This window comes from Variovorax sp. P1_H2 (assembly GCF_056405295.1).
In genome coordinates, this window is sequence record NZ_JBFUCJ010000034.1 from 1 (window position 1) to 23,195 (window position 23,195).

The following is a 23,195-nucleotide window of genomic DNA, read 5'->3' on the forward strand; positions in this document are numbered from 1 at the left end:
GTTGCTGCAGGTCCTGCATCAGGTTGAGCACCTGGGCCTGCACCGAGACGTCGAGCGCGCTGACCGGCTCGTCGGCCACGATCAGCTTGGGCCGCGTGATCAGGGCCCGCGCGATCGCGATGCGCTGCCGCTGGCCACCGGAGAACTCGTGGGGGTACTTGTCCATGTCGGTGCTGCGCAGGCCGACGGCGGCGAGCGACTCGGCCGCGCGCTCGCGCTGCTCTTTTCGCGTTGACGCTTCGGCCAAGGCGTCGAGCGGCTCGGCGACGATGCGGGCCACGGTCTGGCGCGGATCGAGCGAGCCGTAGGGGTCCTGGAACACCATCTGGAAATCGCGCCGCGCGGTGCGCAGCTCGGCCTTCGACAAGGCATTCAGGTCGCGGCCCTCCAGCCGCACGCTGCCGGAGGTGGGCGCGTCGAGCGCCATCACGAGGCGCGCGATGGTCGACTTGCCCGAGCCCGATTCGCCGACGATGCCGAGGCTGCGTCCGGGCTGGACGCTGAAGCTGACGCCGTTGAGCGCCTTGACCAGCGGCGGCGGCGCGAAGAGCGTCTCGCGCGGCAGCGCGTAATGGCGCACGAGGTCGGTCACCTGCAGCAGCGCGGCGCCGTCTGCCGAGCCGGATCGGACCGTGGGTGGGAGTGTGGGGTTCATGGCAGTCACGCGCAGGCCGCAGCGCCTTGCGCCGCCACTTCGTCGAGCCGAAGGCAGCGCACGGCATGGCCGCTGGGCTGCACGGTCAGCGGCGGCGGGTGGGTCTGGCAGGCCGCCACGGTGAAGCCGCAGCGGCCGGCGAAGGGACAGCCCGGCGGCAGGTCCACCAGTTCGGGCACGCTGCCGCGGATGGTGGCGAGCCGCTCGCCGCGCGGCGCGCCGATCACCGGCCGGGCCGCGAACAGGCCGCGGGTGTAGGGGTGGGCGCGCTCGGCGAAGACCGCGGCGGTCGGGCCGCTCTCGACCATGCTGCCGCCGTACATCACGAGCATGCGCCGCACGCTGTTGGCGATCACGCCGAGGTCGTGCGAGATCAGGATCAGCGCCATGCCCATTTCCGCGACCAGGCCCTGGATCAGGTCCAGCACCTGCTTCTGGATGGTCACGTCGAGCGCGGTGGTGGGCTCGTCGGCAATCAGCAGGTCCGGGCCGCAGGCCAGCGCCATCGCGATGCCGATGCGTTGCCGCTGGCCGCCCGAAAACTGGTGCGGATAGGCGTCGAGCCGCGAGGCCGCATCGGGAATGCCGACCCGCTCGAGCAGGCCCAGCGCCTCCTTGCGCGCCTCGGCCTTCGACACGCCGCGATGCAGCCGCAGCGGCTCTCCGACTTGGCGCGCGATCGTGTGCAGCGGGTTCAGCGCCGTCATCGGCTCCTGGAAGATCATGCCGATGCGGTTGCCGCGGATGCCGCACATCGTCTTCTCCGGCAGCCCGACGAGCTCCTGGCCGTCGAGGCGGATGCTGCCCGTCACCCGGGCGTTGCCCGGCAGCAGCCCCATGAGCGACATGACGGTGATCGACTTTCCGCAGCCGGATTCGCCGACGATGCCCAGCGTCTCGCCGCGCTCGAGCGAAAAGGAGATGCCGCGCACGGCTTCGGCCGGGCCGCGCTGGGTCTGCAGCTGCACGCGGAGGTCGTTGACTTCGAGAAGTGGCATGTCGGGTTTCAGCGGGCGCGTGCGAGGCGCGGGTCCAGAAGGTCGCGCAGTCCGTCGCCGAGCAGGTTCAGGCCCAGCACCGCGAATGCGATCGCCAGGCCGGGGAAGACGGCCAGCAGCGGCTGCTGGAACATCAGCGTCTGCGCCTCGCTGAGCATGCGGCCCCAAGAGGGCTGCGGCGGCTGGGTGCCGAGACCGAGATACGACAGCGCCGCCTCGGCCAGGATCGCGATCGCGAAGCGGATGGTGATCTGCACGATCAGCACGGCGGAGATGTTCGGCAGCACGTGCTGCAGCGTGATCGCCAGCGGCCCCTTGCCGCAGGCGCGCGCGGCGGCGATGTACTCGCGCGACCAGATCGCGTTGGCCGAGGCGCGGGTGATGCGCGCGAAGGTCGGGATGTTGTAGATGCCGATGGCGACGATCGCGTTGACGATGCCGGCGCCGAACACCGCCGTCATCATGATGGCCGAGAGGATGGCCGGGAAGGCGAGCGAGAAATCGGCGAAGCGCATGATGGCTTCCTCGACCCAGCCGCGCCGCGCCGCCGCGATCAGACCCAGCGCGGTGCCGACCACCAGCCCGATGCCCACGGCGATCACGCCGACCAGGATCGACGCCCGCGCACCGACCAGCAGCAGCGAGGCGACGTCGCGCCCGAAGGCGTCGGTGCCCAGCCAGTGGCTGGCCGATGGCGCCTGCATCTTGTTCGCCATGTCCATCGCATAGGGTGACCAGGGCGTCCAGACCAGCGAGACGGCCGCGGCCAGGATCAGCAGCAGGCTCAGGACGGCGCCGATCGTGAAGCTGCGGTGCTGCAGCGCGCGGCGCCAGAAGCCCGGCGCCTTGGGCGCACCTGCGCCCGGGAGTGCAATGGCGCTCATATGTCGCTGGCCTTGATGCGCGGGTCGATCACCGCATAGAGCACGTCGACCACGAAATTGACGAACACGACCAGCGCCGCCAGCAGCATCACGCAGTTGCGCACCACGATCAGGTCGCGGTTGCTGATGGCCTGGAAGATCAAGCGGCCGAGGCCCGGCAGGTAGAACACGTTCTCGATCACGATGGTGCCGGCCAGCAGCTCGGAGAACTGCATGCCCATCACGGTGACGACCGGAATGAGCGCGTTGCGCAGCACGTGCAGCCAGAGCACCGCGCGCTGCGACACCCCCTTGGCGCGCGCGGTGCGCACGAAGTCCTCGCGCATCACCTCGAGCACCGCCGAGCGCGTGATGCGCGCCAGGATCGCGGACTGCACCACGGCCAGCGACAGGGCCGGCAGCAGCAGCGACTTGAGGCCGCCCAGCACGCCCGCGGCACCTTCGCCCCAGCCGTCGAAGCCGCCCGCGGAGAACCACTGCAGCTTCACGGAGAACAGGAGGATCAGCAGGATGGCGAACCAGAAGTTCGGAACGGCGATGCCCACCTGCGTCAGGCTCATCAGGCCGACGTCGCCGAGCTTGTTGTGGCGCGCCGCGGCCGTCACGCCGACGAACAGCGCCAGCGCCGTGGTGAGGCTCATCGCCAGCACCGCCAGTGGAATGGTGAGCGCGAGCCGCTCCAGGATCAGGTCGAGCACCGGCGAGCCGTAGGCGTAGCTGTCGCCGAGCTTGCCGGTCAAGAGGCCGCCGATCCAGTGCCAGTAGCGCGTCCAGGCCGGCTGGTCCAGGCCCAGCTTGGTGGCCAGCGCGGCCACCGCGTCGGGCGAGGCGTCCGGGCCCATGAGCATTTGCGCAGCATTGCCGGGCAGGATCTCGAGCACGAGGAAGACGATGACCGAAGCGCCGATCAGCGTCCCGACCAGCGTGGCCAGTCGCTTGAGCAGGAAGAGTCCCATCCTAGTTCTCCACCACGCGATCGCGTGACGCGCGATGCATGAGACTTCGCCGAGTTTCGGATCGGGCGTTCGGGGCGCGTGTCGAGGCCACCGGGTGGCCCCCTCCGCGAATGTCCCCCGGCTTCGCCTCCTCCTTTATTTCGCTGCGGGGGCCACCCGATGCCCTCGGCACGGGTAAGCACGTGGGGCACCGGCCGATCAACAACTGCCGTACTGGATCACGCCGATGGTGTGCTCTGCGCAGCGAAATCAAGGAGGAGGCCGCAGGCCGGGGGACATTCGCGGAGCAGAGTACGCCGTCGGCGTGAGCCCGCCCCAGCTCATCCAGGCCGCATCGAATCGAGAAGCTCGCATTCATCCTAGTGCGTCATATGCAGCTTGCGATGGCGCGGCCGACATCGACCGTGCTGGCGGTGCCACCCATGTCGCGAGTCCGCGGGCCGTCGGTCAGCACCGTCTCGATGGCGGCGAGGATCGACGCCGAGGCCTGCGCATAGACACTGTCGCCGTTGCCCAGGTGGTCCAGCATCAAGGCGGCGGACCAGATCTGGCCGATCGGATTGGCCACGCCCTTGCCGGCGATGTCGGGCGCGGAGCCGTGCACCGGCTCGAACAGCGACGGGAAGCGGCGCTCGGGGTTCAGGTTGGCGGACGGCGCGATGCCGATGGTCCCGGTGCAGGCGGGGCCCAGGTCGGACAGGATGTCGCCGAAGAGGTTGGAGGCCACGACGACATCGAACCAGTCGGGGTGCTGCACGAAGTGCGCGCACAGGATGTCGATGTGGAACTTGCTGGTCGCGATGTCGGGATAGCGCCTGGCCATCTCCGCCAGCCGCTCGTCCCAGTACGGCATGGTGACCGAGATGCCGTTCGACTTGGTGGCCGCCACCAGGTTCTTGCGCGGCCGCTTGCTGGCGAGCTCGTAGGCGTATTGAAGGATCCGGTCGACGCCGACGCGCGTGAACACGGCCTCCTGGATCGCCATTTCGCGGGGCGTGCCTTCGAACAGCCGGCCGCCCACCGAGGTGTACTCGCCCTCGGTGTTCTCGCGCACCACGAGGAAGTCGATGTCGCCTGGCTTGCGATGCGCGAGCGGTCCGGGCACGCCGGGCATCAGGCGCACCGGACGCAGGTTCACGTACTGGTCGAACTCCCTGCGGATCTTGATCAGCAGGCCCCAGACCGCGACGTGGTCGGGCACCTTGTCCGGCGCACCGACCGCGCCGAAGTAGATCGCGTCGTGCCCCCCGATGCGCTCGGCCCAGTCCACGGGCATCATCAGCCCGTGGCGGACGTAGTGCTCGGAGCCCCAGTCGAAATGGTCGAAGACGAACTCGATGCCGAAGCGGCGCCCCACGGCGTCGAGCACACGAAGGCCTTCTGGCACCACTTCGATTCCGATGCCATCTCCCGGGACGACGGCGATTCTGTGTTTTCGTTGCATCGATCAAGCACCCGCTTCTTCAAGACTGTTTCGATTCCAGCGCCCGCGCTGCAAAGCGGGCATTCCTCGAAGAAGTCTAGAACCCGGGCCGCGCGGCCCGATCGGGGTTGATACGTAATTTGCCTTGCCAAAATCAGAAGGCTTGCGCGTGAGACTTAAGAATGAAATCCCTAATTTGCGCTGGAGGAATTGTGGGTTGGCGTTCTGATTATTAGAAGGCTAGAGCCGGGGCCGGGGCCGGCTATTTGTCGGCCGGCGACTCTCTCGCACGGCGCAGGTTGTCGCGCATCGTCGCGAGCTCGGCGCGCATCGGTCAGCGCAGTACGCCCTCGGCGACTGGCGGCGTCGTCGCGGAGTTCGTAGGTCGAGCCGTTGTAGCCGCCGGCCTGCAGTTCGAAGGCAGCGCGGAGCGTTCCTGCTTCCCCGGAGGCCTGAGCCTTGGTTCGTTCACTTGGTGCGTTCCTGCCGCACGATGCATCGGAAGCCCAGGTGCGAGGTCGATGTATCGACGGGTTGCGGCATGCGCGCGGCGGGCCTATAGCGCCTGCAATAGTTCGGCGCGCACAGGTGCGAGCCGCCCTTCATCACCTTGCGCGGGATCGGGATGTCCGGCATGCCGGGATCGAAGCTTTGCTCCTTCGCGGCGCCGCGCGGGTTCACGGGGATGCAGCAGGCCTTGAGCTTCTCGTCCGGGTGGCGCGGCGCGTACCAGGTGTCGGTCCACTCCCAGACGTTGCCGATCATGTCGTACAGGCCGTAGGCGTTGGCCGCGAAGCTGCGCACCGGCGAGGTCCCCGTGAAGCCGTCCTCGGCCAGGTTCTGCCAGGGGAACTCGCCCTGAAAGGTGTTGGCCTGGTGAACGCCGCCGGGCACGAGTGCACTGCCCCAGGCGTATTCGGCGCCTTCGAGCCCGCCGCGCGCGGCGAACTCCCATTCGGCTTCGGTCGCGATCTCTTTGCCGGCCCACTTCGCATACGCCTCGACATCGCTCCATGCGAGGTGCACCACGGGATGGTCGTCCTTGCCGACGATGCTGCTGCCCACCCCCTGCGGCTGGCGCCAGTTGGCGTCGGGGACGAACTGCCACCACTGGAAGTGATCGCGCAGGCTCACGCGGCCGGGCGGCGCCACGAAGACCGAGGAAGCGGCCTTGAGCATCTCGGGCAGCGCGCCCGGGTAGTCCTTGGGATCGGGTGGTATCTCGCAGAAGGTGACGTGGCCAGTGGCTTCGACGAAGGCTCTGAACTGCGCGTTGGTGACCGGCGTCGCATCCATCCAGAAGCCGTCGACCGTCACGCGGTGCGCCGGCTTCTCTTCCGGGTAGTGATGGTCGGACCCCATGCGGAAGGTGCCGCCAGGGATCCACAGCATGCCCGGGTGCGGCGCTGCGAGGACGTCGGTCGATGCGGAAGTTTCAGTCGTCATGCGGTGGGTCGGAACTTGAGGCCGGTGTCGCAGCAGAGGCTGCCCCTTGCGGCCATGTCGAGCAGTGAATCGTCGCGCTTGCAGTTCATGCGACGATAGCCGAATTTCGGCGACGTGATCGCAGTCATTGCGGCGACTGGGCCCGCGGGGCGTCGAGCCGACCGGGCGCCCCGTGGCCGCGCCCCAACCCATCTCGGCGACGGGAAGGGTCGGTCAGTCGTCAGTCAGGCACCGAGCCGCGTTTGAGTCAAAGCCTTACGGCCGACTGGCCGCCGAGATCACGATCTCGACGCGGCGGTTCTTCGCCTTGCCTTGCGGCGTGTCGTTGCTCGCCACCGGCCGTGCATCGCCGAAGCCCTGCGCCGAGATCGAGTTCTGCGGCACGCCCTTCGAGGTGAGGAAGCGCGCGACGTTGTCCGCCCGTGCCGACGAGAGCTCGAGATTGGACGGGAAGCGGGACCGAAGCTCCGGACCGATCGGCACGTTGTCGGTGAAGCCCTGAACGATGATCTGCTGGCCGGGCAGGTTTGAAAGCGTCGGCGCGATCTTGCCCAGCGTCTGTTCACCCTTGGGGCTGAGCGTCCAGCCGCCCTCGGGGAAGAGGATCTCGTTGACCATCGTCACCTTGAGCTCGTTCTGCAACTGCGTGATCTGGGCCTGGTCGCTGCTCAGCTCGCCCGAGAGCTTCTGGTTGAGCGCCGCGTAGGTGTCGGCCTTCTGCACCTCGGTGTTGTAGGTCTGCTTGGTGACGCAGCCCGCTGCCACCACCGCGGCGCACAGCGCCAGGACGAACTTGGTTGATTTCATTGCTTTCTCCGCTCTTGTGGAACAAACACGATGGAATCCCGAGACATCCGGCCCGCGATCGGACATCGGGGCAATGGCGGGCGAAGTCGCGCTACGCCACGGCCGCCATTCAAAGGCTCTACGAAGTGCTGCGAGTGTCTTCCGTTCGACGACGGGTTGCTATACGACTTTGGTCCTATCCGGTCAGGCCGTCGCCGACGTCGACACGGCGGGCCCGTCCACGAACACGTCGGCATGGAAGGCGGCCCCATCGAGGCCGCAGCGTTGCACCGCCATCTCGCGCACGGCATGGACCATTCCCGGTGCGCCGCAGGCGTAGACCTCGTGCCCCGCCAGATCCGGGCAGTGCGCAGCCAGCGCTTCGTCGACCCGGCCGGCATAGGCGTCGTCGGGCGCCTGCGCCACGCCCTCGCTCAGCGCGGCGACGAAGCGGAAGTCCGGCCACTGGCGCTGCCACCGTGCCACGGCCGGGCGCAGGTAGAGGCCCTCGGCCCGGCGCGCGCCCCAGATCAGCGTGATCGGCCGCGCGATCCGGCGCTTGGCCATGTCGTCGATCAGGGACTTGACCGGCGCGAAGCCCGTGCCGCCGGCGACGAAGACCAGCGGCCGCGTCGACGCGCTGTCGAGCGTGACGGCGCCGAAGGGCAGTTCGATGTCCAGCAGCTCGCCCGGCTGCAAGCCGGGCACGCGGGCGCTGAAGGCGCCGCCGGGCACGTGCCGGATGTGCAGCGTCAGCGCGTCGCTCTCGTGCGGCGCATTGGCCATCGAGTAGCAGCGCGTCGTGCCGTTGCCGACGTCGATCTGCAGGTACTGCCCGGCGTGGAACTTGGCGCGCTGCCCGGCCGGCAGGCGCAGTTGCAGCACCGAGACGTCGGGCGCCGCAAGCTGGTTCCTGAACACCTTGGCCTGGAAGCGCTTGCGCGCCGCCGGGTCGACCCGGTGCCACGAGACGGGCGCGATCGCCAGGTCCGTGCGTGGCGCGCACATGCACAAGAGCAGCTGGTCCGGCAGGCAGGCCTCGTTGCGCATCGATGCGCCGCCGAGGCCCGCGACCTCGCCGGCCTCGACCCGTCCGGCACAGTTGCCGCAGACGCCCTTGCGGCACGAATAGGGCAGCTCGATGCCGGCGCGCAGCGCGGCATCGAGCACGGATTCGGAGTCGGCGCAGTCGAACGCGATGTCGCTGTCCGCGATGGCCACGCGATGGGTCATGACATTTTCTTTTCTGAAAGTTGGGGCGCCTGGCTTGGCGCAGCCGAGAGCAGCGCGAGGGTTCGCAGCAGCGCGGTGCAGTCGGCGATGCCGCGGCCGGCGATGTCCATCGCGCTGCCGTGGCCCACGCTCGACAGCAGCACGTCGGCACCGATGCTGAGTGCGCTCGCGGCGTTCGGCGCCAGCAGCTTGATCGGGATGTGGCCCTGGTCGTGCAGCATCGCCACATACAGGTCGTGCCGGCGTTGCGCCAGCAGCATGCCCGCGCCGCAGGGGCCGTCGACGCGCAGGCCCTCGGCCCGCAGCGCACGCACGGCGGGCTCGACGATGGCGGCATCCTCCGACCCGAACAGTCCGCCTTCGGAGGCATGCGGATTGATGCCGAAGACGCCGATCGAAGGCGCGGGCACGCCCAGCAGCGCGCAGGCACGCGCGCCCGCCCGCGCCGCCGCGGCCACCCGCGCCGGCGTGAGCCGGTCGAGCGCGCTGCGCACGCTTTCGTGCAGGGTCGCGTGCACGATCCGGAGGCCGCCGCCGACCAGCATCAGGAACACCGAATCCTCCGGCACCGCGCAGACCCGTGCGACCAGCGAGGGGTAGCCGCTGAAGGCGATGCCGGCGCGATGGATCGCGGTCTCGTGATGCGGACAGGCGATCACCGCGTCGACCTCGCCGCGCCGGCAGGCCTCGATCGCCGCCGTCRCCGAGGCGACGGCCGACGCGCCCGCTGCGGCGTCGATGCGGCCGGGCTGGGCGGACTCGGCCGGGAGGTCTCCGGCGTCGACGACGCGCAGCTCGCGAAGCAGCACGCTGCAACCGAGCATCGCCGCCGTGCGTTCCAGCACGCTGGTGGGGCCATACACGGTGATGCCGGCGCGTGCCTCGGCCGGCAGCGCCGCCAGGGCCTTGAGCGCGATCTCGGGGCCGATGCCGTTGGGGTCGCCGGCCGCCAGCGCCAGGCGGCGCGGCGGCGCGTGGGTTCGGGCGCGCGCGCTCACAGCGGCAAGGCGAGCAGCGTGTCCGTCACCGTGCTATCGCAGACGGCCACGCGCGACTGCAGCAGCAGCCGCCCGTCCTGCCGCACGAAGCGGTCCTGGTAGACGCCGGTGGCGAACACGTCGGTCTGGCCGCCGGCCATGATGCGCGCCACCAGGAAGGGGGTGCGCGCTTCCGCCTGCTGCTCCTCGGACTTCAGCAGCAGCGGCATGCCGAGAATGTGGCGGTAGCGCTGGCGCTCGTAGATGTTGGCTTCGCGCAGGGCCGCGATGCGGTCTTCGAGCATGGCGCGCGAGTCGGCATAGACGATGCCGGCGGGCAGGCCCTCGCGCTCGTTCTCGATGTGCGTGATGCGGTAGTCGGCGTCGTCGGCGAAGAAGTCGGGCCATCGTTCGAGCGCATCGCTGTCGATGGCATCGGCGTAGGCGGCATGGAAGGCGCAGAGCGCCAGCAGGTCGATCATGGTGTGGCTTCCTCTGCAATCAGGCGCGCATGTGGTGGCGATAGGCCTTCCAGAAGCCCCGCACCGAGGCTTCGGTGGCGCGTCCCTCGCTCGAAGCGGCGCCGCCGCCGCCCATCTCGACGACCGCATCGTGGTCGCGCGCGCCGGCAATGCCGCGCTGCACGAAGCCGCCGACCGCACCGTCCTCCATCGAGATGAAGCCGGCCGGGCCGATCAGGTTCGATTGCTTGAGCCGCACCTTGCGCTGCGCGGGCGTGTCGTCGGCGTAGCCCAGGTAGGTCCAGTTGAGCTCGGTGCGCTCCACGCCCTTGGGCAGCACCTGCCGCACCGCCAGGCAGTTCTGGATCTGCTGCAGCACGAAGCCGGGGAAGACCGAGAGGATCTGCAGCGTCACGCCGTCGCCGTACTCGGTGAAGCCGGCCAGCAGGCTCGGGTCCTTGAGCCGGTAGCGGTCGGTGTCCGAACGCAGGCCCTGCTCCTTGTACGAGGCGTCCTTCTCGGCGGCGGGGTCGATCATCGAATAGCTCACGTGGTGGCCGCCGCTTTGGTCGACGATCACGCCGCCCTTCTGCGACAGGCGGTTGAGTTCGAAGGTGGTGAAGAACAGGTGGAGCAGGCTCGCGTGGTAGCTGTCCTTGACGTTCTCCACGTACAGCTTCCAGTTGTTCGGCAACGCCTGCGTGAAGCGGCCGATGACTTCGACCGGCTTGTGCAGCACGCGCTCGATGCGCGCGCAGATCTCGTCGCCGAGGTACTCCTCGATGCCGGGCACGTCCTCGCTGAAGCTGCCGAAGACCAGGCCGCAGAAGGTCGCGACGCGCAGCTTGCGCGGGCCGTGTTCTTCCTTGCAGAAGCCGGCCGGCATGCCGCCCTGCCCCTTGACGCCCTTCTCGAAGGCGATGCCCGTGAGATCGCCCTGGCGGCTGTAGCTCCAGGCGTGGTAGACGCACTGGAAGTTCTCGGCGCGGCCGGACTTCTCGAGCGCGATCAGCGCGCCGCGGTGCGCGCAGCGGTTCTCGAAGGCGTAGATCTCGCCGTCGTCGTCGCGCACGACCACCACGGGCGTCTCGCCGGCGAAGGTGGTGCGGTAGCTGCCGCTCGCGGGCAGTTCGGCGTCGAGGCACAGGTAGTTCCAGACTTCGCCGCGGAAGATGCGGGCCTGTTCCTCGGCCGCGGTCGGCCCATCGCTGTAGAGCGCGAAGGGAATGCGCGTGAGGCCGGGGCCGGCCCAGTGGATCGGTTGGGTGTCTTGCGTCATGGTGTCAGTCCAGGGTGACGTTGGCGTTCTTGATGACCTTGGCCCACTTGGCGGATTCGGCCTGGATGAACTGGCCGGTCCGCGCGCTGTCCCAGCCGCGCGGCTCGGCGCCCTGTTCGGCGAACTGCCGCTTGACGTCCGGCAGCGCGAGCGCGTCGGCAAAGGCCTTCTGTGTCGCCTGCACCTTGGCGGCAGGCGTTGCGGGCGGCGCCACCAGGGCGAACCAGGTCACGGCGTTCATGGCCGGCAGCTTCTGCTCGGCAAAGGTGGGCACGTCAGGCAGGGCGCGCGAGCGCTGCTCGTCGGCGATCGCGAGGATTCGCACCTTGCCGCTCTGGTGGAAGGGCAGCGACGAGCTCAGGTTGTCGAAGAAGACGTCGATCTGCCCGCCGATCAGGTCGACCAGCGCCGGCGCCGTGCCCTTGTACGGCACATGGACCATCTCGGTCCCGGTCAGCTGCATGAACATGCTGGCGGTCAGGTGCGAGGTGGTCCCGTTGCCTTGCGAGCCGTAGCTGAGCTTGCCCGGATTCGCCTTCAGGTAGGCGATGAGTTCGGGCACGCTGTGCACCGGCAGCTTGGGATTCACCACCAGCACGTTCGGCACGGTGGCGATCATCGTGACCGGCACCCACTTCGCGGGATCGAAGCTCAGCTTGCGATAGAGGTGCTGGTTGATCGCGATCGGCGCCGGCGGCGACGCCAGCAGCGTCTCGCCGTCGGGCGGGGCATTGAAGACCGACTCGGCCCCGATGTTGCCGCCGGCGCCGGTGCGGTTCTCGATCACGACGCCGGCCGGAAAGCTGTCGCGCAGCTTCGCGGCCACCACGCGCGGAAGGATGTCGGCGGTGCCGCCGGCCGGGAAGGGAACCACGATTCTCAAGGGTTTGCCGGGCTGTGCCGCTGCGGCGCCGGCCAGGAAGGCGGCGGCCAGGCAGGCCGCGCCAAGGCGCCGGGCGAAGGGTTTGAACATGTCTCAGGATCTCCGTGTCAGTCGTTCATCGGGGGAACTGCAGTGTCTTGATTCAACGCAAGGCAAACAAGCTAGATTTGCGCTATGCGCAAAAATGACGTCGCTCCGACCTCCACCCCGGAGCCTGTGGACAAGAACTTCGTGGCCTCGCTGCAAAAGGGGATGGAGGTCCTGACCTGTTTCGGTCGCCAGCACAACCGCCTGACCGTGTCCGAGGTGGCACGGCTCACCGGCGGCTCGCCGGCCTCGGCCCGGCGGTCGCTGCTGACCTTGCGTGCCCTGGGCTACCTGGAGAGCGACGGCAAGCGTTTCTGGCTGTTGCCCAAGGTCCTGCTGGTCGCGCACGCCTACCTGGCGTCGCGGCCCACGCCGTCGCTGGCGCAGCCCCTGCTCGACGCGCTGTCGGAGCGCACGCGCGAATCCGCCTCGCTCGGGACGCTGCTGGAGGACGACGCGATCATCATTGCGCGCTCGACGGCGCGGCGCAGCCTCAGCACCGGCCTGGGCATCGGATCGAGGCTGCCGGCGTACTGCTCGGCGCTCGGGCGCGTTTTGCTGGCCAGCCTGCCGGTCGACGAGGCCGAGCGGCGCGTGCGCGCAATGCCGCGCCGCGGCCTCACGCCGCGCACGGTGTTCGAAGCCGATGCCGTGCTGGCCTTGATCGCGCGTTGCCGCGACGAGGGCTATGCCGGCAACGACGGTGAACTCGAGCTGGGCGTGCGCTCGATGGCGGTGCCGGTGTTCGACCGCGGCGGCGCGACGGTGGCCGGCATGAGCATCGCGGTTCGCGCCGAGCGGATGGAATTCATCGAGTTCCGGGACGCCTTTCTGCCGGCGCTGCGCAAGGCCAGTGCCACGCTCACGGCACGGCTCTATCCGGAGTGAGCCGAAGCCCCTGTTCGTTCATCGCGTTCATCGAGCGCCCTCCTCCTTGCGGCAGCCACCGGCAGGCCAGCAGCGCCAGGACGACGGCCCCGGCCGCGCAGCCGAACACCGGCTGCAGTCCGTGGCCCAGTGCATCCAGGGGCGACAGCTCTTCTTTCATGCGGTGGGCCAGCAGCACGGCCAGCAGCGCCACGCCGGACGCTCCGCCGAGGCTGCGCAGCATGATCGGCGCCGCCGTCGCGATGCCCATGTGCTGTGCGGGCGAGACGCGCTGCGCCACCACGGTGATGATCGGAAAGAGCAGCCCCAGCCCCAGGCCCAGCGGCATCACGCTGGCCGACAGCGCCAGCGGCTGGTGCGCAAGCCCGCGCAGCACGGCGACCATGCTGCCGAAAGACAGCAGCATCAGCAAGCAGGCCGCGCGCGCCAATACGGCGGCCGGCGTCTGCGCGCGCAGCAGCTTGCCGCTGGCCACGGCCGCGATCGTGATGCCTGCCATCAGGGGCAGCAAATGCCAGGCCGAGCCCGTGGGCGACAGGTGCAAGCCGGCTTGCAGGTACTGCGGGAGGAACACCACCGCGGTGTAGAGCGCGATGCCGGTCGTGAGCCCGATGAAGCTCACTGCCGCATAGGCCGGCCGGGCGAACAGCGACAGCGGCAGCAAAGGATGCGCCGCGCGATGCTGGCGCCAGAGGAAGGCCAGGGTGAACTTGGCCCCCAGCGCCAGCAACAGCCAGAGCGAGACGCGCTCGGGCAGGTTCAGCTTCCCGTGCTGCGTGGCCAGCAGCAGGCTGACGAGCGCGGTCATGAGCAGCACGGCGCCGAGCCAGTCGATGCGAGGACGGGGGCCCTGCTGCGCCGACGCCGGCTTCGACGGCAAGGTCAGGGCCAGCACGCCCCAGGCCAATGCCGCCAGCGGGATGTTCAGCCAGAAAGCCCAGTGCCACGACAAATGCTGCACCAGTGCGCCGCCCACGAGCGGGCCGAACAGGGTCGAGACGCCGTAGGCCGCGCCCAGCAAGGCCTGATAGCGGCCGCGCTCCTCGGGCGCGACCAGGTCGGGCACGGTCAGCATGGTCAAGGTCATCAGGCCGCCTCCGCCCGCGCCCTGCAGCGCCCGCGCGAGCACCAGCTGGCGCACGTCCTGGCTCGCTCCGCAGGCAAGCGAACCCAGCAGGAACAGGCCGATCGCCAGCAGCAGCATCGGCTTTTTGCCCAGCACGTCGGCCAGCCGGCCGTACAACAGGATGACCACGGTGGCGGCCAGAAGGTAGGCGGAGAACGCCCACGCCAGCGGCCATGCGCCGACGAGTTCATGCGCCATCACGGGCAGCGCCGTCGACAGGATGGTCTGGTCCAGCGCGGCCAGGACCAGCGTCAGCGCGAGCATGGCGAAGGGCAGCAGCGGGGGCGATTCATTGGGGCTTTTCAAGGGAAGTGCTTTCGACCGGGGCAAGGGGCGCCAGTGTCGGCAGCGGTATGGATTTTGTACAGTGCAATAAATTGAACATATGATTTCGCGTGACGAAAACATACGACCTCAATCTGCTGACCGCGCTCGACGCCCTCCTCGGCACCGGCAGCGTGACGGCCGCCGCCACGCGCATGCACCTGAGCACGCCCGCCATGAGCCACACCCTGGCGCGCATCCGCGAAGCCTTCGGCGACCCGATCCTGGTACGGGCGGGCCGCAAGCTCGTGCCCACGCCGCGCGCGCTGGCACTGGTGGAGCCGGTGCGCGCGCTGCTGGCCCAGGCGCAGGCGCTGCGCGCACCGGTCGATGCGCAAGGCCTGGCGGCGGTCAAACGGCGCTTCGTCGTTCGGGCACCCGAGGGGATCGCGGTGGTGTTCGGGGCCAGCCTGTCGCGCGCACTGGAGATCGACATGCCGCTGGCCACCTTGCAGTTCCTGCCTGAAACGCACGTCGACCCGGGCGCCTTGCGCGAAGGGCGGCTCGACCTCGACGTCGGCAGCTTCCGGAGCACCGACCCCGAGACCGAGACCCAGGTGCTGTCGCAGCAGACGCTGGTGGGAGCGGTTCGCACCGGTCACCCGTTGCTGAAGCCGGGCAAGAAGAAGAACCCCATGACGGCGCAACGCTTTGCCGCCGCGCGCCATGTCGGCGTCACGCCGCGTTCGGGCGAAGTCTCCGCAGTCGACACAGCCCTGGAGCAACTCGGGCTCGAACGGCACGTGGCGCTGCTCGTGCCCAGTTCCTTCTCTGCGCTGATCGCCGCCTCGCGCACGGACCTCGTGGCCAGCGTGTCCGAGCGCACGGCGCGCGGGATGGCGGCCTCGCTCGGACTGCAGGTGTTCGAGTTGCCGGTCTCCGTGCCGTCCGAGACCATGCGCATGGCCTGGCACCCGCGTCAGGGCGCCGACCCCGCGCATCAATGGCTGCGCGAGCGCATGCAGCGGGTGCTCAATGAACCGCGCTGGATCGTTCCGTCGGTCGCATCGCTGGCGACGGGAGCGAAGAAGGGCGTCGTTTGAGCGACCTTCGGTGATGCCGCCAGAGAGAATCAGCGTGCCGGCCGGGATCAAAGAACACCGCGCAGCCGACGGCCGCGCGATCGGGAGGGAAAAGGGGCGCGCTTCAGTGCGCCGCGTAGTCGACCTGGTGCCGCGCGATGCGCAGGTCGCCGATCTCCTCGCGCACGCGCAGGTGCGCGGGGTGCGTGGCGTAAGAGGCGAGTGATTCCTGGCTGTCGAACTCGCTGTACAGCACGACGTCGCAGGCGTAGTCGGCATGGCTCAGGTCGACGCCGACTTCCAGGTGCAGCAGCCCCGGGATCTGGCCGCGCAGGCCCTCGAACTTGCCTCGGACCAGGTGGATGGCGCGGGCCTTCTCCTCGGCGGAGTCGCCGCGCAGGTTCCACATGACGATGTGCTTGAAGGTCATGGGTCGGACTCAGGCCGCGGGTGGGAAGCCGGCCTTCTGCGGCCACAGGTTCACGAAGGGCCGCACCGAGGCGCTCTGGTAGACGCCGGCTCGCGTGAAGGGCTCGTCGGCCTGCCAGCGCTCGGCTGCGGCGCGGTCGGGGAAGTCGATGGCCAGCAGGCTGCCGATCATGGTCTGGCCGTCGTCGCTGGTCAGCGGGCCGGCGAAGGCGATGCGGTCGGCCACCGCGGCGAGGTAGGCCTTGTGCTCGGGCCGCACGCGCAGGCGCAGTTCGCCGGCATCGGCACGGTCCAGGAGATGGAAAACGAAAATCACGGGAATGCTCCGAAGAGGATGGATGAAGGGCGCACGGCTCGCCGCAGCGGGCCGCGCGCCGCGGGCTCACTTCTTGGCGATGGCGTCTTCCCACTTGGGGCAAGTGCGTGACTCGACGGGCGTCTCGTACTGCGCCACGTTGTCCTTGGCGATCACGGTCGCAGGGAAGACCACGTCCTTCTCGACCGGCAGCTTGCGCAGTTCGCGGATGGTGGTCATGGTCGACACGCAGCCCTGCAGGAAGCCGTTGTAATCGCCCGATGCGAGCATCTTGCCGGCCTTGATCGCGTCGATGGCTTCGTTGGTGCCGTTGATGCCCACCACCAGCGCCTTGCGGCCCGCGCCGTCGAGCGCCTCGATCACGCCCGAGGCCATGGCGTCGTTGGCGGCGAACACGCCGTCGATCTTGGGCTGCGACTGCATCAGGTTCTCCATCACCTGCAGCGCCTGCAGGCGCTGGTAGTTGCCCGGCTGCGAGGCCACCACCTTGACGCCCGGCGAGGCCTTGACGGCGTCGTTGAAGCCGCGCACGCGGTCGATGCTGGTGAGCGAGCCCTTCACGCCTTCGAGCACCACGAGGTTGCCCGTGCCTCCCATGGCCTTGATCAGGAACTTGCCGGTCTCCAACCCCAGCTGGTAGTCACTGGCGCCAACGAAGGCGATGAAGTTGCCGGTCTCGCTGCGGTCGGTCACGTTGACGACGGGGATCTTGGCCGCGTTGATCTTGCCGACGGCCGGGCCCATGGCCTTGTAGTCGACCGGCGTGAACACGATCGCGTCGGGCTTCTTGATGATCACGTCCTCGATCTGGCTCATCTGCTCGGGGATACTGTCGGGTTTGGTCGGCACGTAATGCGTGACCTTCGCATTGAGCTGCTTGGCGGCCGAGTCGGCGCCCAGGCGCACGGCCTGGAAGAAGGGGTTGGTCTGGTTCTTGGTGAACACCGCGATGCGTTCACCGCTCTGAGCCTGCGCCAGCGAGGCGCCGCCCAGGACGAGGGCCAGCAGGGCGAGCCGGAGGGTTGCCTTCATCTTCATTTTCTGTCTCCTTTGCGAGTGAGGTTGTCGAGAAATACCGCCAGTACGACGATCACGCCCGTGACCACGGGTTGCCAGTTCGAGCTGATCGCCAAGAGGTTCATCCCGTTGAGCACCAGGGTCAGGATCAGCGCGCCGACCAGCGTGCCGAAGACCGAGCCGACGCCGCCGAACAGCGAGGTGCCGCCGATCAGCACGGCCGCGATAGCCGGCAGGGTGAGTGCTTCGCCGATGTCGCCTTCGGCCGAGTTGAGCCGTGCGAGGAAGATCAGGCTGGCCAGCCCGGCCATCGCGCCGCTCACGGCGTAGACCAGCACCAGGCGGCTCTTCACCGGCACGCCCGAGAGGCGCGCGGCCTCGGGGTTGGCGCCCACGGCGTAGATCTCCTGGCCCCAGCGCGTGCGCTGTGCAAATACCACGCCGACGAACAGGAAGGCCACCATCAGGTAGACCGGGATCGGGATGCCCAGCCAGTGGCCGCTGCCGACGGAGCGGAAGGCCGCGGGGAAGCCGTGGATGATCTCGCCCTTCATGAACCAGTAGGTCACGCCGTGCAGGATCCAGAGCATCCCGTAGGTCGCGATGAAGGGCGGAAGCCGCAGCAGCGTGATCATCATGCCGTTGGCGATGCCGATCAGCAGGCCGCAGCCGAGCCCGGCGAACACGGCCAGCGTGATCGAGCCCGTGGCTTTCATCAGCGTAGCGGCCAGGCAGGCGCTCATTGCGACGTTCGCACCCACCGAGAGGTCGAGGCCCGCGGTGAGGATCACCAGCGTCACGCCCGAGGCCAGCAGGAACAGCAGCGCCGCCTGCCGCAGCACGTTGACGATGTTGGTAGCGGTGAGGAAGGCGTCGCTCGCGAGGCTCAGCGCCAGGCAGAGCAGTCCGAGCGCCAGCAGCCGGAAGGCCACGCTGCGCACCGGATCCGGCAGCGATTGCCACAGGCCTTGCAGGCCCTGTGCGCCCTGTGCCGAAGCCGCGGTGTTCGAGGGAAGGGAGGGGGTCTTCATCACAGTGCTCACGATTGCTTCCCGCGGAACGCGTCGATCATCAACGCGAGGATGACGAGCAGGCCGATGGCCGACACCTGCACCGCCGAGCTCACGCCCAGCAGGTTGAGCCCGTTGCGCAGGACCCCCACCGCCAGCACACCGATCAGGGTGCCGAGCAGCCAGCCCTTGCCCTTTTCGAACGAGGTGCCACCGACCGCGACCGCGGCGATGGCGTCGAACTCCATGCCCAGCGCGGCGGTGGGATGGCCCGAGCTGATGCGCGCCGTCAGCAGCAGCGCCGCCAGGCCGGCCATGAGGCCGCCGATGACGTACACCGCCACCAGGTAGAGGCGCGTGCGCACGCCGGCCAGCGTCAGCGCCTCTCGGTTGCCGCCGAGCGCGAAGACGTTGGCGCCGAAGCGCGTGTGATACAGCACCACATGGAACACCGCATAGGCGATGCCGGCAATCCAGATGGGCGCGGGCACACCGAGGAAGGCGCCGCTGTAGAACATCTGCACCGAGGCCGGGATGCCGACGACGCTCTGACCGTCGGTCACCACCAGCGCCAGGCCCTGCGCCGCACCCAGCGTGCCCAGCGTCGCGACGAAGGGCGGGATGCCCAGGCGCGAGACCAGCGTGCCGTTGACCAAGCCGAAGGCCAGGCCCACGCCCAGTGCGGCCAGCAGAGCGAGGCTCACTCCGCCGGTGTCGACCGCCACCGTGGCCAGCACCACGTTGGCTAGCGTCAGCACCGCGCCCATCGAGAGGTCCAGGCCCTCGGTCATGATGATCAGCGTCATCGGCAGTGCGAGCAGCAGCAGGATGGTCGACTGCACCGCGACGTTGACCAGGTTGGCCACGTCGAGGAAGTTCTCGGTCGAGAACGCAAAGACCGCGCACAGGATGATCAGCATCATCAGTGCGCCACTGGCACTGCCGGCGTGCTTCAGCCGCACGATCAGCTTGCCGACGCCCTCGATGGGCTCGGCGCGCACGGTCATCTCATGCATGGTGCATCCCCAATGTCAGAATCGCTTCCTCGCTCATGGCGTCGCGGGCGAGTTCGCCGGCCACGCGCCCTTCGCGCATCACGTAGGTGCGGTCGCAGACGTTGACGATCTCGGAGAGCTCCGAGGAAATCATCAGCACCGCCGCACCCTTCTTCACCAGCCCGTCGATCAGGCTGAAGATCTCGGCCTTGGCGCCCACGTCGATGCCGCGCGTGGGCTCGTCGAAGATGAAGAGCCGCGCCTCGGCGCTGAGCCACTTGCCGATCACCACCTTCTGCTGGTTGCCGCCCGAGAGCACGCCCACGCGGCGGTCCGGCCCGGGCGTGGCGATGCGCAGCCGCGCGATCAGCTCGCGTGCCTGAGCCGCCGCCTTCGACGGCGAGAACAGGCCGCTCGGGAACAGCCTTGGCAGGCTCGCGAGCACCAGGTTCTCGCCCACCGAGCGGATCAGCGCCAGGCCCTGCGCCTTGCGGCTTTCGGGGATCAGCGCGGCGCCGAGCCGGCGTGCGTGCGTGGGGCCGCCGGTCTGGGGCCGGCCGAAGATCTCGATGCTGCCGGACGCGGTCGCGTCGGCGCCGAAGATGGCGCGCGCGACCTCGGTGCGGCCCGAGCCCACCAGCCCGGCCAGCCCGACGATCTCGCCGGCGCGCACGTTGAGGCTCACGTCCTGGATGCCCGAGCGCGCGCTCACGCCCTGCAGGCGCAGCGCCATCTCGCCGGGCTCGGTGCAGTAGGTGCGGCTGTACGACATGTCGACCTTGCGGCCGACCATCAGGCTCACCAGCTCGTCGGGCGCTGTCTCGCCGGGCATGCGAAAGCCCACCTTCTTTCCGTCGCGCAGCACGGTGATGCGGTCGCCCATCGAGAAGACCTCGGCCATGCGGTGGCTGATGTAGACCATCGCCACGCCCTGGCGCTTGAGCGTCTCGATCATCGCGAACAGCTTCTCGGTCTCGTTGTCCGAGAGCGCGGCCGTGGGCTCGTCGAGCACCACGATGCGCGCTTTCTGCGACAGCGCCTTGGCGATCTCGACCATCTGCTGCTGCGCCACGCCCAGCGTCGCGACCACGGTGTTGGGGTCGAGCGTCATGCCGAGCTGGTCCATGATCGCCTGCGCCTCGCGCCGCATGCGCGCATGGTCGACCAGGCCGGGCAGCCGGCTCTTGGGCTCGCGGCCGAGGAAGATGTTCTGCGCCACGCTGAGATAGGGCACCAGCGTGAACTCCTGGAAGATCACMGCGATGCCCAGGCGCTGCGCATCGGCCGGGCCGCCGATCACGACCGGTGCGCCCTGGTAGAAGAATTCGCCCGCGTCGGCGGTGTGCGCGCCGCACAGCACTTTCATGAGCGTCGATTTGCCGGCGCCGTTCTCGCCGAGCAACATGTGCACTTCGCCGCAGTGCAGCTCGAAGGACACGTCGTCCAGCGCCTGCACGCCGGTGAAGCGCTTGCTGATGCCGCGCAGTTCCAGGATGGGGACGCGCGGCGTGGCCGGCGCAGCGGGATCGTGTGGGGTGGTCATGCAGTCTCCGTTCTTGTGTGAGAGGTGGGGCGCGCCGGCTGCCAGCCCACGCCGGCGGCCAGGCGTTGCCCCGATGCGCGCAGCGCGGGCAGCCAGGCCTCAGGGTCCATCGGCCGGCCCGCGTCGTCGACCAGCATGCCGTGCCGCTTGCGCCACCGGCCCGCGACCATTACCGAGTCGATGTTGGCGAGGCTGGCCTGCATCAGCACGGTGCTGACCGGGTCGTGCACCGGCTGCATGTTGGGCAGCCGCGCATCGATGAGGATCAGGTCGGCCTGCTTGCCGGGCGTGAGCGAGCCGATGCGGTCTTGCTGGCCCAGCATGCGGGCGCCTTCCACAGTGACCCAGCGAAGTGCTTCATACGTTTGCAGCGTGGTGGTCGGCGGGATCACGGGGCCGTCGGCTGCAGCCGCGGCGCGGAAGGCTGCGTTGTCGAGCGCGCGCTGGTGCACGAGCGCGATGCGCGCGGCGGTCAGCATCTCGCCCGACAGGCCCGATTCGAGGTCGACGCCGATCGAGGGCGACACGCCGCGTTCACGCAGCCGCCCGACGATCGGGTGACCGTGGCCCTGCGTCATCTCGTTCTCGGGCGTCAGCGAGAAGCTCATGCCCAGCGCGACGAAGCGGTCGAGCTGCGCATCGCTCAGGCCGTTGCCGTGCACGATGTTGATGTTCGGGCCGAGCAGGCCTTCGCGCTCGAGCACCGTCCAGCCTTCGGGTGCACGCGCAGCGCCGCCGCCCTGGTGCATCGAGGCGGTCAGCCCCAGCTCGCGGGCCAGCGCGAAGTCGGCCACCGCGACCTCGAGCGTCGAGTAGTGCGGGCCCAACACCGCCATGCCCAGGCTCAGCAGGCCATCGGCCGCGAAACGCGGGTCAGCCTGCAGCCGCGCGATCTCGCTGCACGGGTGCGCGACCTCCCAGAAAGGCGGCTCGCCGGGGCGCGGGTCGGGCTTGGGGCTGCCGTGGAAGAAGGCTGCGCGAATGCCGCTCTGCGCCAGCGCATCGACGGCCGCATCGGTGTGCGCGGGCGTCGGGTTGTTGTGGCACCAGTCGACCAGCGTGGTGGTGCCGGCATTCAACTGGTTGAGCGCGCCGGCATAGGTTCCGATGCGGACGTCCTCGGGCGTGAACAGCGTGCCCAGGCCCGCATGCATCCAGCGAAAATATTCCATCAGCGTCCAGTTGCTGGCCATGCCGCGCAACGCGGTCTGCCAGGTGTGCATATGCGCATTGACCAGGCCGGGAAACACGATGAAGCCGCGGCCATCGATGACGGTGTCGGCTGCATCAGCCGGCGGCGCATCGTGCAGCGCGCCGACCGATGCGATGCGGCCGTCGACGATCTCGATACGGGCGTTCTCGATCACGCCCAGCGTGTCGTCCATCGACACGACCGTGGCGCCTGCGATGCGCGTGCGAGTGCGCATGCGCAGAGGCATCGGCGTGGACATCAGGCCGACGCCTCGCGTGCGGTGGTACCGGCGGCACGCGCTGCAGCGGGCGCAGCGACCGGGTTCAGCACGAAGCGGAAGTCCAGCGTGTAGAAGGGCACGGCGCTGCTGCCGCCGTCGGGCGTGGCGCCGGGTGCATGTTCGATCCAGTCGGCGATCAGCGAGGAGCGCACGCCGAACACCGCGTCGGAGTCGAGGTAGCGGTCGCCGTTGCGGAACACGTGCGTGATGAGCCGCTCGAAGCCCGGCGCGGTGATCATGAAATGCAGGTGCGCGGGCCGCCACGGGTGGCGCCCCAGCGCCTCGAGCATCTTGCCGACCGGGCCATCGTGCGGGATCGGGTAGGCCTCGGCGCGGATGGTCTTGAAGTGGAAGTCACCGTTCGCGTCGGCGTTGAGCGTGGCGCGCGCGCGGAGCTCGTGCTCGCCGTTCTCGCGGGCGTACTGCACGTCGTAGTTGCCGGCCGCATCGGCCTGCCACACCTGCAGTTCGGCGTTGGGAATGGGCTGGCCGTCGGTGCCGACGATGCTGCCGCGCACGAAGCAGGGCTCGCCCTCGGCGCCGTTCGCGACGTCGCCGCCCAGCGGCACGTGCGGCGAGCCCTCGACGTGAAAGGGGCCGAAGACGGTGGCCTCGGTGCAGCCCTGCGGCTTCTTGTTGTTGAGCGCAGTCACCAGCATCGAGAGGCCCAGCGTGTCCGAGAGCAGGATGAATTCCTGCCGCACGTCGGTCGTGATGTGGCCCACGTCGGTCAGGAACTGGATGCCCTTGAACCACTCCTCTTCGGTCAATTCGACCTCGCGGGCGAAGGCATGGAGGTGCTGCACCAGGCTGGTCATGATGGCCCGGACGCGTGCGTCCTTGGCGTCGGCGTGCATCGCGATCACCGCACGCGTGATGTTGTCTTCGTTCAAATTTCGCATTGAAGTCTCCTTGTTCTGTGGCTGGTGCGAACTTTAGAAATCCTTGCGTTGCGCACCAAGTGGGCTTGGCGAAAACGTCATTT

At 68.9% G+C, this 23,195-nt stretch carries 23 protein-coding genes; 2 read left to right on the forward strand and 21 right to left on the reverse strand.

Annotation, left to right across the window (positions count from 1 at the left end; genetic code table 11):
• From AC1D2E_RS14150 to AC1D2E_RS14205, 12 genes are all read right to left on the reverse strand, one after another.
• A partial coding sequence (locus tag AC1D2E_RS14150; protein ID WP_478197980.1) for an ATP-binding cassette domain-containing protein occupies nucleotides 1-655 on the reverse strand: 655 nt, incomplete at its 3' end.
• Between the two features lie 5 nt (nucleotides 656-660).
• Entirely contained in the window at nucleotides 661-1,653 is a 993-nt protein-coding gene (locus AC1D2E_RS14155) for an ABC transporter ATP-binding protein (RefSeq protein ID WP_478197981.1), read from the reverse strand.
• Between the two features lie 8 nt (nucleotides 1,654-1,661).
• Nucleotides 1,662-2,537 carry an ABC transporter permease gene (locus tag AC1D2E_RS14160; RefSeq protein ID WP_478197982.1) on the reverse strand — a complete coding sequence of 292 codons (876 nt, stop codon included), beginning with the start codon at nucleotides 2,535-2,537 and terminating at the stop codon, nucleotides 1,662-1,664.
• A complete protein-coding gene (locus AC1D2E_RS14165) occupies nucleotides 2,534-3,493 on the reverse strand; it encodes an ABC transporter permease (protein WP_478197983.1) in 960 nt (319 codons plus the stop codon). The genes AC1D2E_RS14160 and AC1D2E_RS14165 overlap by 4 nt, the downstream gene beginning before the upstream one ends.
• Before the next feature lie 367 nt (nucleotides 3,494-3,860).
• Nucleotides 3,861-4,937 (reverse strand): tartrate dehydrogenase, encoded by a 1,077-nt coding sequence (locus tag AC1D2E_RS14170; RefSeq protein ID WP_478197984.1) that lies wholly within the window; start codon nucleotides 4,935-4,937, stop codon nucleotides 3,861-3,863.
• Nucleotides 4,938-5,384: 447 nt separating this feature from the next.
• Nucleotides 5,385-6,362 carry a formylglycine-generating enzyme family protein gene (locus tag AC1D2E_RS14175; protein WP_478197985.1) on the reverse strand — a complete coding sequence of 326 codons (978 nt, stop codon included), beginning with the start codon at nucleotides 6,360-6,362 and terminating at the stop codon, nucleotides 5,385-5,387.
• Nucleotides 6,363-6,617: 255 nt separating this feature from the next.
• Entirely contained in the window at nucleotides 6,618-7,169 is a 552-nt protein-coding gene (locus AC1D2E_RS14180; protein ID WP_478197986.1) for an OmpA/MotB family protein, read from the reverse strand.
• Between the two features lie 183 nt (nucleotides 7,170-7,352).
• On the reverse strand, nucleotides 7,353-8,381 hold the full coding sequence (locus AC1D2E_RS14185; RefSeq protein ID WP_478197987.1) for a 2Fe-2S iron-sulfur cluster-binding protein: 1,029 nt from the start codon (nucleotides 8,379-8,381) through the stop codon (nucleotides 7,353-7,355).
• Nucleotides 8,378-9,379: a PdxA family dehydrogenase gene (locus AC1D2E_RS14190; RefSeq protein WP_478197988.1), complete on the reverse strand. Its 1,002-nt coding sequence runs from the start codon at nucleotides 9,377-9,379 to the stop codon at nucleotides 8,378-8,380. Before AC1D2E_RS14190 ends, AC1D2E_RS14185 begins: the two co-directional genes overlap by 4 nt.
• Nucleotides 9,376-9,840: an aromatic-ring-hydroxylating dioxygenase subunit beta gene (locus tag AC1D2E_RS14195; protein WP_478197989.1), complete on the reverse strand. Its 465-nt coding sequence runs from the start codon at nucleotides 9,838-9,840 to the stop codon at nucleotides 9,376-9,378. The genes AC1D2E_RS14190 and AC1D2E_RS14195 overlap by 4 nt, the downstream gene beginning before the upstream one ends.
• A 19-nt stretch (nucleotides 9,841-9,859) precedes the next feature.
• Nucleotides 9,860-11,098 carry a Rieske 2Fe-2S domain-containing protein gene (locus AC1D2E_RS14200; RefSeq protein WP_478197990.1) on the reverse strand — a complete coding sequence of 413 codons (1,239 nt, stop codon included), beginning with the start codon at nucleotides 11,096-11,098 and terminating at the stop codon, nucleotides 9,860-9,862.
• Between the two features lie 4 nt (nucleotides 11,099-11,102).
• A complete protein-coding gene (locus tag AC1D2E_RS14205; RefSeq protein ID WP_478197991.1) occupies nucleotides 11,103-12,071 on the reverse strand; it encodes a Bug family tripartite tricarboxylate transporter substrate binding protein in 969 nt (322 codons plus the stop codon).
• 84 nt (nucleotides 12,072-12,155) lie between these two features.
• Here AC1D2E_RS14205 and AC1D2E_RS14210 point away from each other — a divergent pair, with 84 nt between their 5' ends.
• On the forward strand, nucleotides 12,156-12,956 hold the full coding sequence (locus tag AC1D2E_RS14210) for an IclR family transcriptional regulator domain-containing protein (RefSeq protein WP_478197992.1): 801 nt from the start codon (nucleotides 12,156-12,158) through the stop codon (nucleotides 12,954-12,956).
• Here AC1D2E_RS14210 and AC1D2E_RS14215 read toward each other — a convergent pair.
• Complete coding sequence (locus AC1D2E_RS14215; RefSeq protein ID WP_478197993.1) at nucleotides 12,931-14,388, reverse strand: MFS transporter; 1,458 nt, start codon at nucleotides 14,386-14,388, stop codon at nucleotides 12,931-12,933. The two genes, AC1D2E_RS14210 and AC1D2E_RS14215, sit on opposite strands and share 26 nt — an antisense overlap.
• An 89-nt stretch (nucleotides 14,389-14,477) precedes the next feature.
• Between AC1D2E_RS14215 and AC1D2E_RS14220 the strand changes: the two genes are divergently transcribed.
• On the forward strand, nucleotides 14,478-15,449 hold the full coding sequence (locus tag AC1D2E_RS14220) for a LysR family transcriptional regulator (RefSeq protein WP_478197994.1): 972 nt from the start codon (nucleotides 14,478-14,480) through the stop codon (nucleotides 15,447-15,449).
• Between the two features lie 103 nt (nucleotides 15,450-15,552).
• On the opposite strand, the gene AC1D2E_RS14225 is transcribed toward AC1D2E_RS14220, so the two are convergent.
• The 8 genes from AC1D2E_RS14225 to AC1D2E_RS14260 all read right to left on the reverse strand — a co-directional run bounded on the left by AC1D2E_RS14225 (nucleotide 15,553) and on the right by AC1D2E_RS14260 (nucleotide 23,112).
• Complete coding sequence (locus tag AC1D2E_RS14225; protein ID WP_478197995.1) at nucleotides 15,553-15,858, reverse strand: Dabb family protein; 306 nt, start codon at nucleotides 15,856-15,858, stop codon at nucleotides 15,553-15,555.
• Nucleotides 15,859-15,867: 9 nt separating this feature from the next.
• On the reverse strand, nucleotides 15,868-16,173 hold the full coding sequence (locus AC1D2E_RS14230; RefSeq protein WP_478197996.1) for a YciI family protein: 306 nt from the start codon (nucleotides 16,171-16,173) through the stop codon (nucleotides 15,868-15,870).
• A 66-nt stretch (nucleotides 16,174-16,239) separates the two neighbouring features.
• Nucleotides 16,240-17,211, reverse strand: a complete 972-nt coding sequence (locus AC1D2E_RS14235; protein ID WP_478197997.1) for a sugar ABC transporter substrate-binding protein — start codon at nucleotides 17,209-17,211, stop codon at nucleotides 16,240-16,242.
• A complete protein-coding gene (locus tag AC1D2E_RS14240) occupies nucleotides 17,208-18,221 on the reverse strand; it encodes an ABC transporter permease (RefSeq protein ID WP_478197998.1) in 1,014 nt (337 codons plus the stop codon). Before AC1D2E_RS14240 ends, AC1D2E_RS14235 begins: the two co-directional genes overlap by 4 nt.
• Before the next feature lie 8 nt (nucleotides 18,222-18,229).
• Complete coding sequence (locus AC1D2E_RS14245; protein WP_478197999.1) at nucleotides 18,230-19,216, reverse strand: ABC transporter permease; 987 nt, start codon at nucleotides 19,214-19,216, stop codon at nucleotides 18,230-18,232.
• Nucleotides 19,209-20,738, reverse strand: coding sequence for a sugar ABC transporter ATP-binding protein (locus AC1D2E_RS14250; protein WP_478175276.1), 1,530 nt, complete (start codon nucleotides 20,736-20,738; stop codon nucleotides 19,209-19,211). The genes AC1D2E_RS14245 and AC1D2E_RS14250 overlap by 8 nt, the downstream gene beginning before the upstream one ends.
• The gene (locus AC1D2E_RS14255; RefSeq protein WP_478198000.1) at nucleotides 20,735-22,189 is read right to left on the reverse strand and encodes an amidohydrolase family protein; all 1,455 of its coding nucleotides are present in this window, start codon (nucleotides 22,187-22,189) and stop codon (nucleotides 20,735-20,737) included. Before AC1D2E_RS14255 ends, AC1D2E_RS14250 begins: the two co-directional genes overlap by 4 nt.
• Nucleotides 22,189-23,112 (reverse strand): intradiol ring-cleavage dioxygenase, encoded by a 924-nt coding sequence (locus tag AC1D2E_RS14260; protein ID WP_478198001.1) that lies wholly within the window; start codon nucleotides 23,110-23,112, stop codon nucleotides 22,189-22,191. Before AC1D2E_RS14260 ends, AC1D2E_RS14255 begins: the two co-directional genes overlap by 1 nt.
• Between the last annotated feature and the right edge of the window lie 83 nt (nucleotides 23,113-23,195).

Excerpts from the sequence above, each read along its gene's own strand:
- AC1D2E_RS14200 (WP_478197990.1), bottom strand. The coding sequence starts at position 11,098 with ATGACGCAAGACACCCAACCGATCCACTGGGCCGGCCCCGGCCTCACG.
- AC1D2E_RS14175 (WP_478197985.1), bottom strand. The coding sequence starts at position 6,362 with ATGACGACTGAAACTTCCGCATCGACCGACGTCCTCGCAGCGCCGCAC.
- AC1D2E_RS14180 (WP_478197986.1), bottom strand. The coding sequence starts at position 7,169 with ATGAAATCAACCAAGTTCGTCCTGGCGCTGTGCGCCGCGGTGGTGGCA.
- AC1D2E_RS14260 (WP_478198001.1), bottom strand. The coding sequence starts at position 23,112 with ATGCGAAATTTGAACGAAGACAACATCACGCGTGCGGTGATCGCGATG.
- AC1D2E_RS14225 (WP_478197995.1), bottom strand. The coding sequence starts at position 15,858 with ATGACCTTCAAGCACATCGTCATGTGGAACCTGCGCGGCGACTCCGCC.
- AC1D2E_RS14195 (WP_478197989.1), bottom strand. The coding sequence starts at position 9,840 with ATGATCGACCTGCTGGCGCTCTGCGCCTTCCATGCCGCCTACGCCGAT.
- AC1D2E_RS14240 (WP_478197998.1), bottom strand. The coding sequence starts at position 18,221 with ATGAAGACCCCCTCCCTTCCCTCGAACACCGCGGCTTCGGCACAGGGC.
- AC1D2E_RS14205 (WP_478197991.1), bottom strand. The coding sequence starts at position 12,071 with ATGTTCAAACCCTTCGCCCGGCGCCTTGGCGCGGCCTGCCTGGCCGCC.
- AC1D2E_RS14155 (WP_478197981.1), bottom strand. The coding sequence starts at position 1,653 with ATGCCACTTCTCGAAGTCAACGACCTCCGCGTGCAGCTGCAGACCCAG.
- AC1D2E_RS14255 (WP_478198000.1), bottom strand. The coding sequence starts at position 22,189 with ATGTCCACGCCGATGCCTCTGCGCATGCGCACTCGCACGCGCATCGCA.
- AC1D2E_RS14210 (WP_478197992.1), top strand. The coding sequence starts at position 12,156 with ATGCGCAAAAATGACGTCGCTCCGACCTCCACCCCGGAGCCTGTGGAC.
- AC1D2E_RS14170 (WP_478197984.1), bottom strand. The coding sequence starts at position 4,937 with ATGCAACGAAAACACAGAATCGCCGTCGTCCCGGGAGATGGCATCGGA.
- AC1D2E_RS14165 (WP_478197983.1), bottom strand. The coding sequence starts at position 3,493 with ATGGGACTCTTCCTGCTCAAGCGACTGGCCACGCTGGTCGGGACGCTG.
- AC1D2E_RS14160 (WP_478197982.1), bottom strand. The coding sequence starts at position 2,537 with ATGAGCGCCATTGCACTCCCGGGCGCAGGTGCGCCCAAGGCGCCGGGC.
- AC1D2E_RS14235 (WP_478197997.1), bottom strand. The coding sequence starts at position 17,211 with ATGAAGATGAAGGCAACCCTCCGGCTCGCCCTGCTGGCCCTCGTCCTG.
- AC1D2E_RS14185 (WP_478197987.1), bottom strand. The coding sequence starts at position 8,381 with ATGACCCATCGCGTGGCCATCGCGGACAGCGACATCGCGTTCGACTGC.
- AC1D2E_RS14245 (WP_478197999.1), bottom strand. The coding sequence starts at position 19,216 with ATGCATGAGATGACCGTGCGCGCCGAGCCCATCGAGGGCGTCGGCAAG.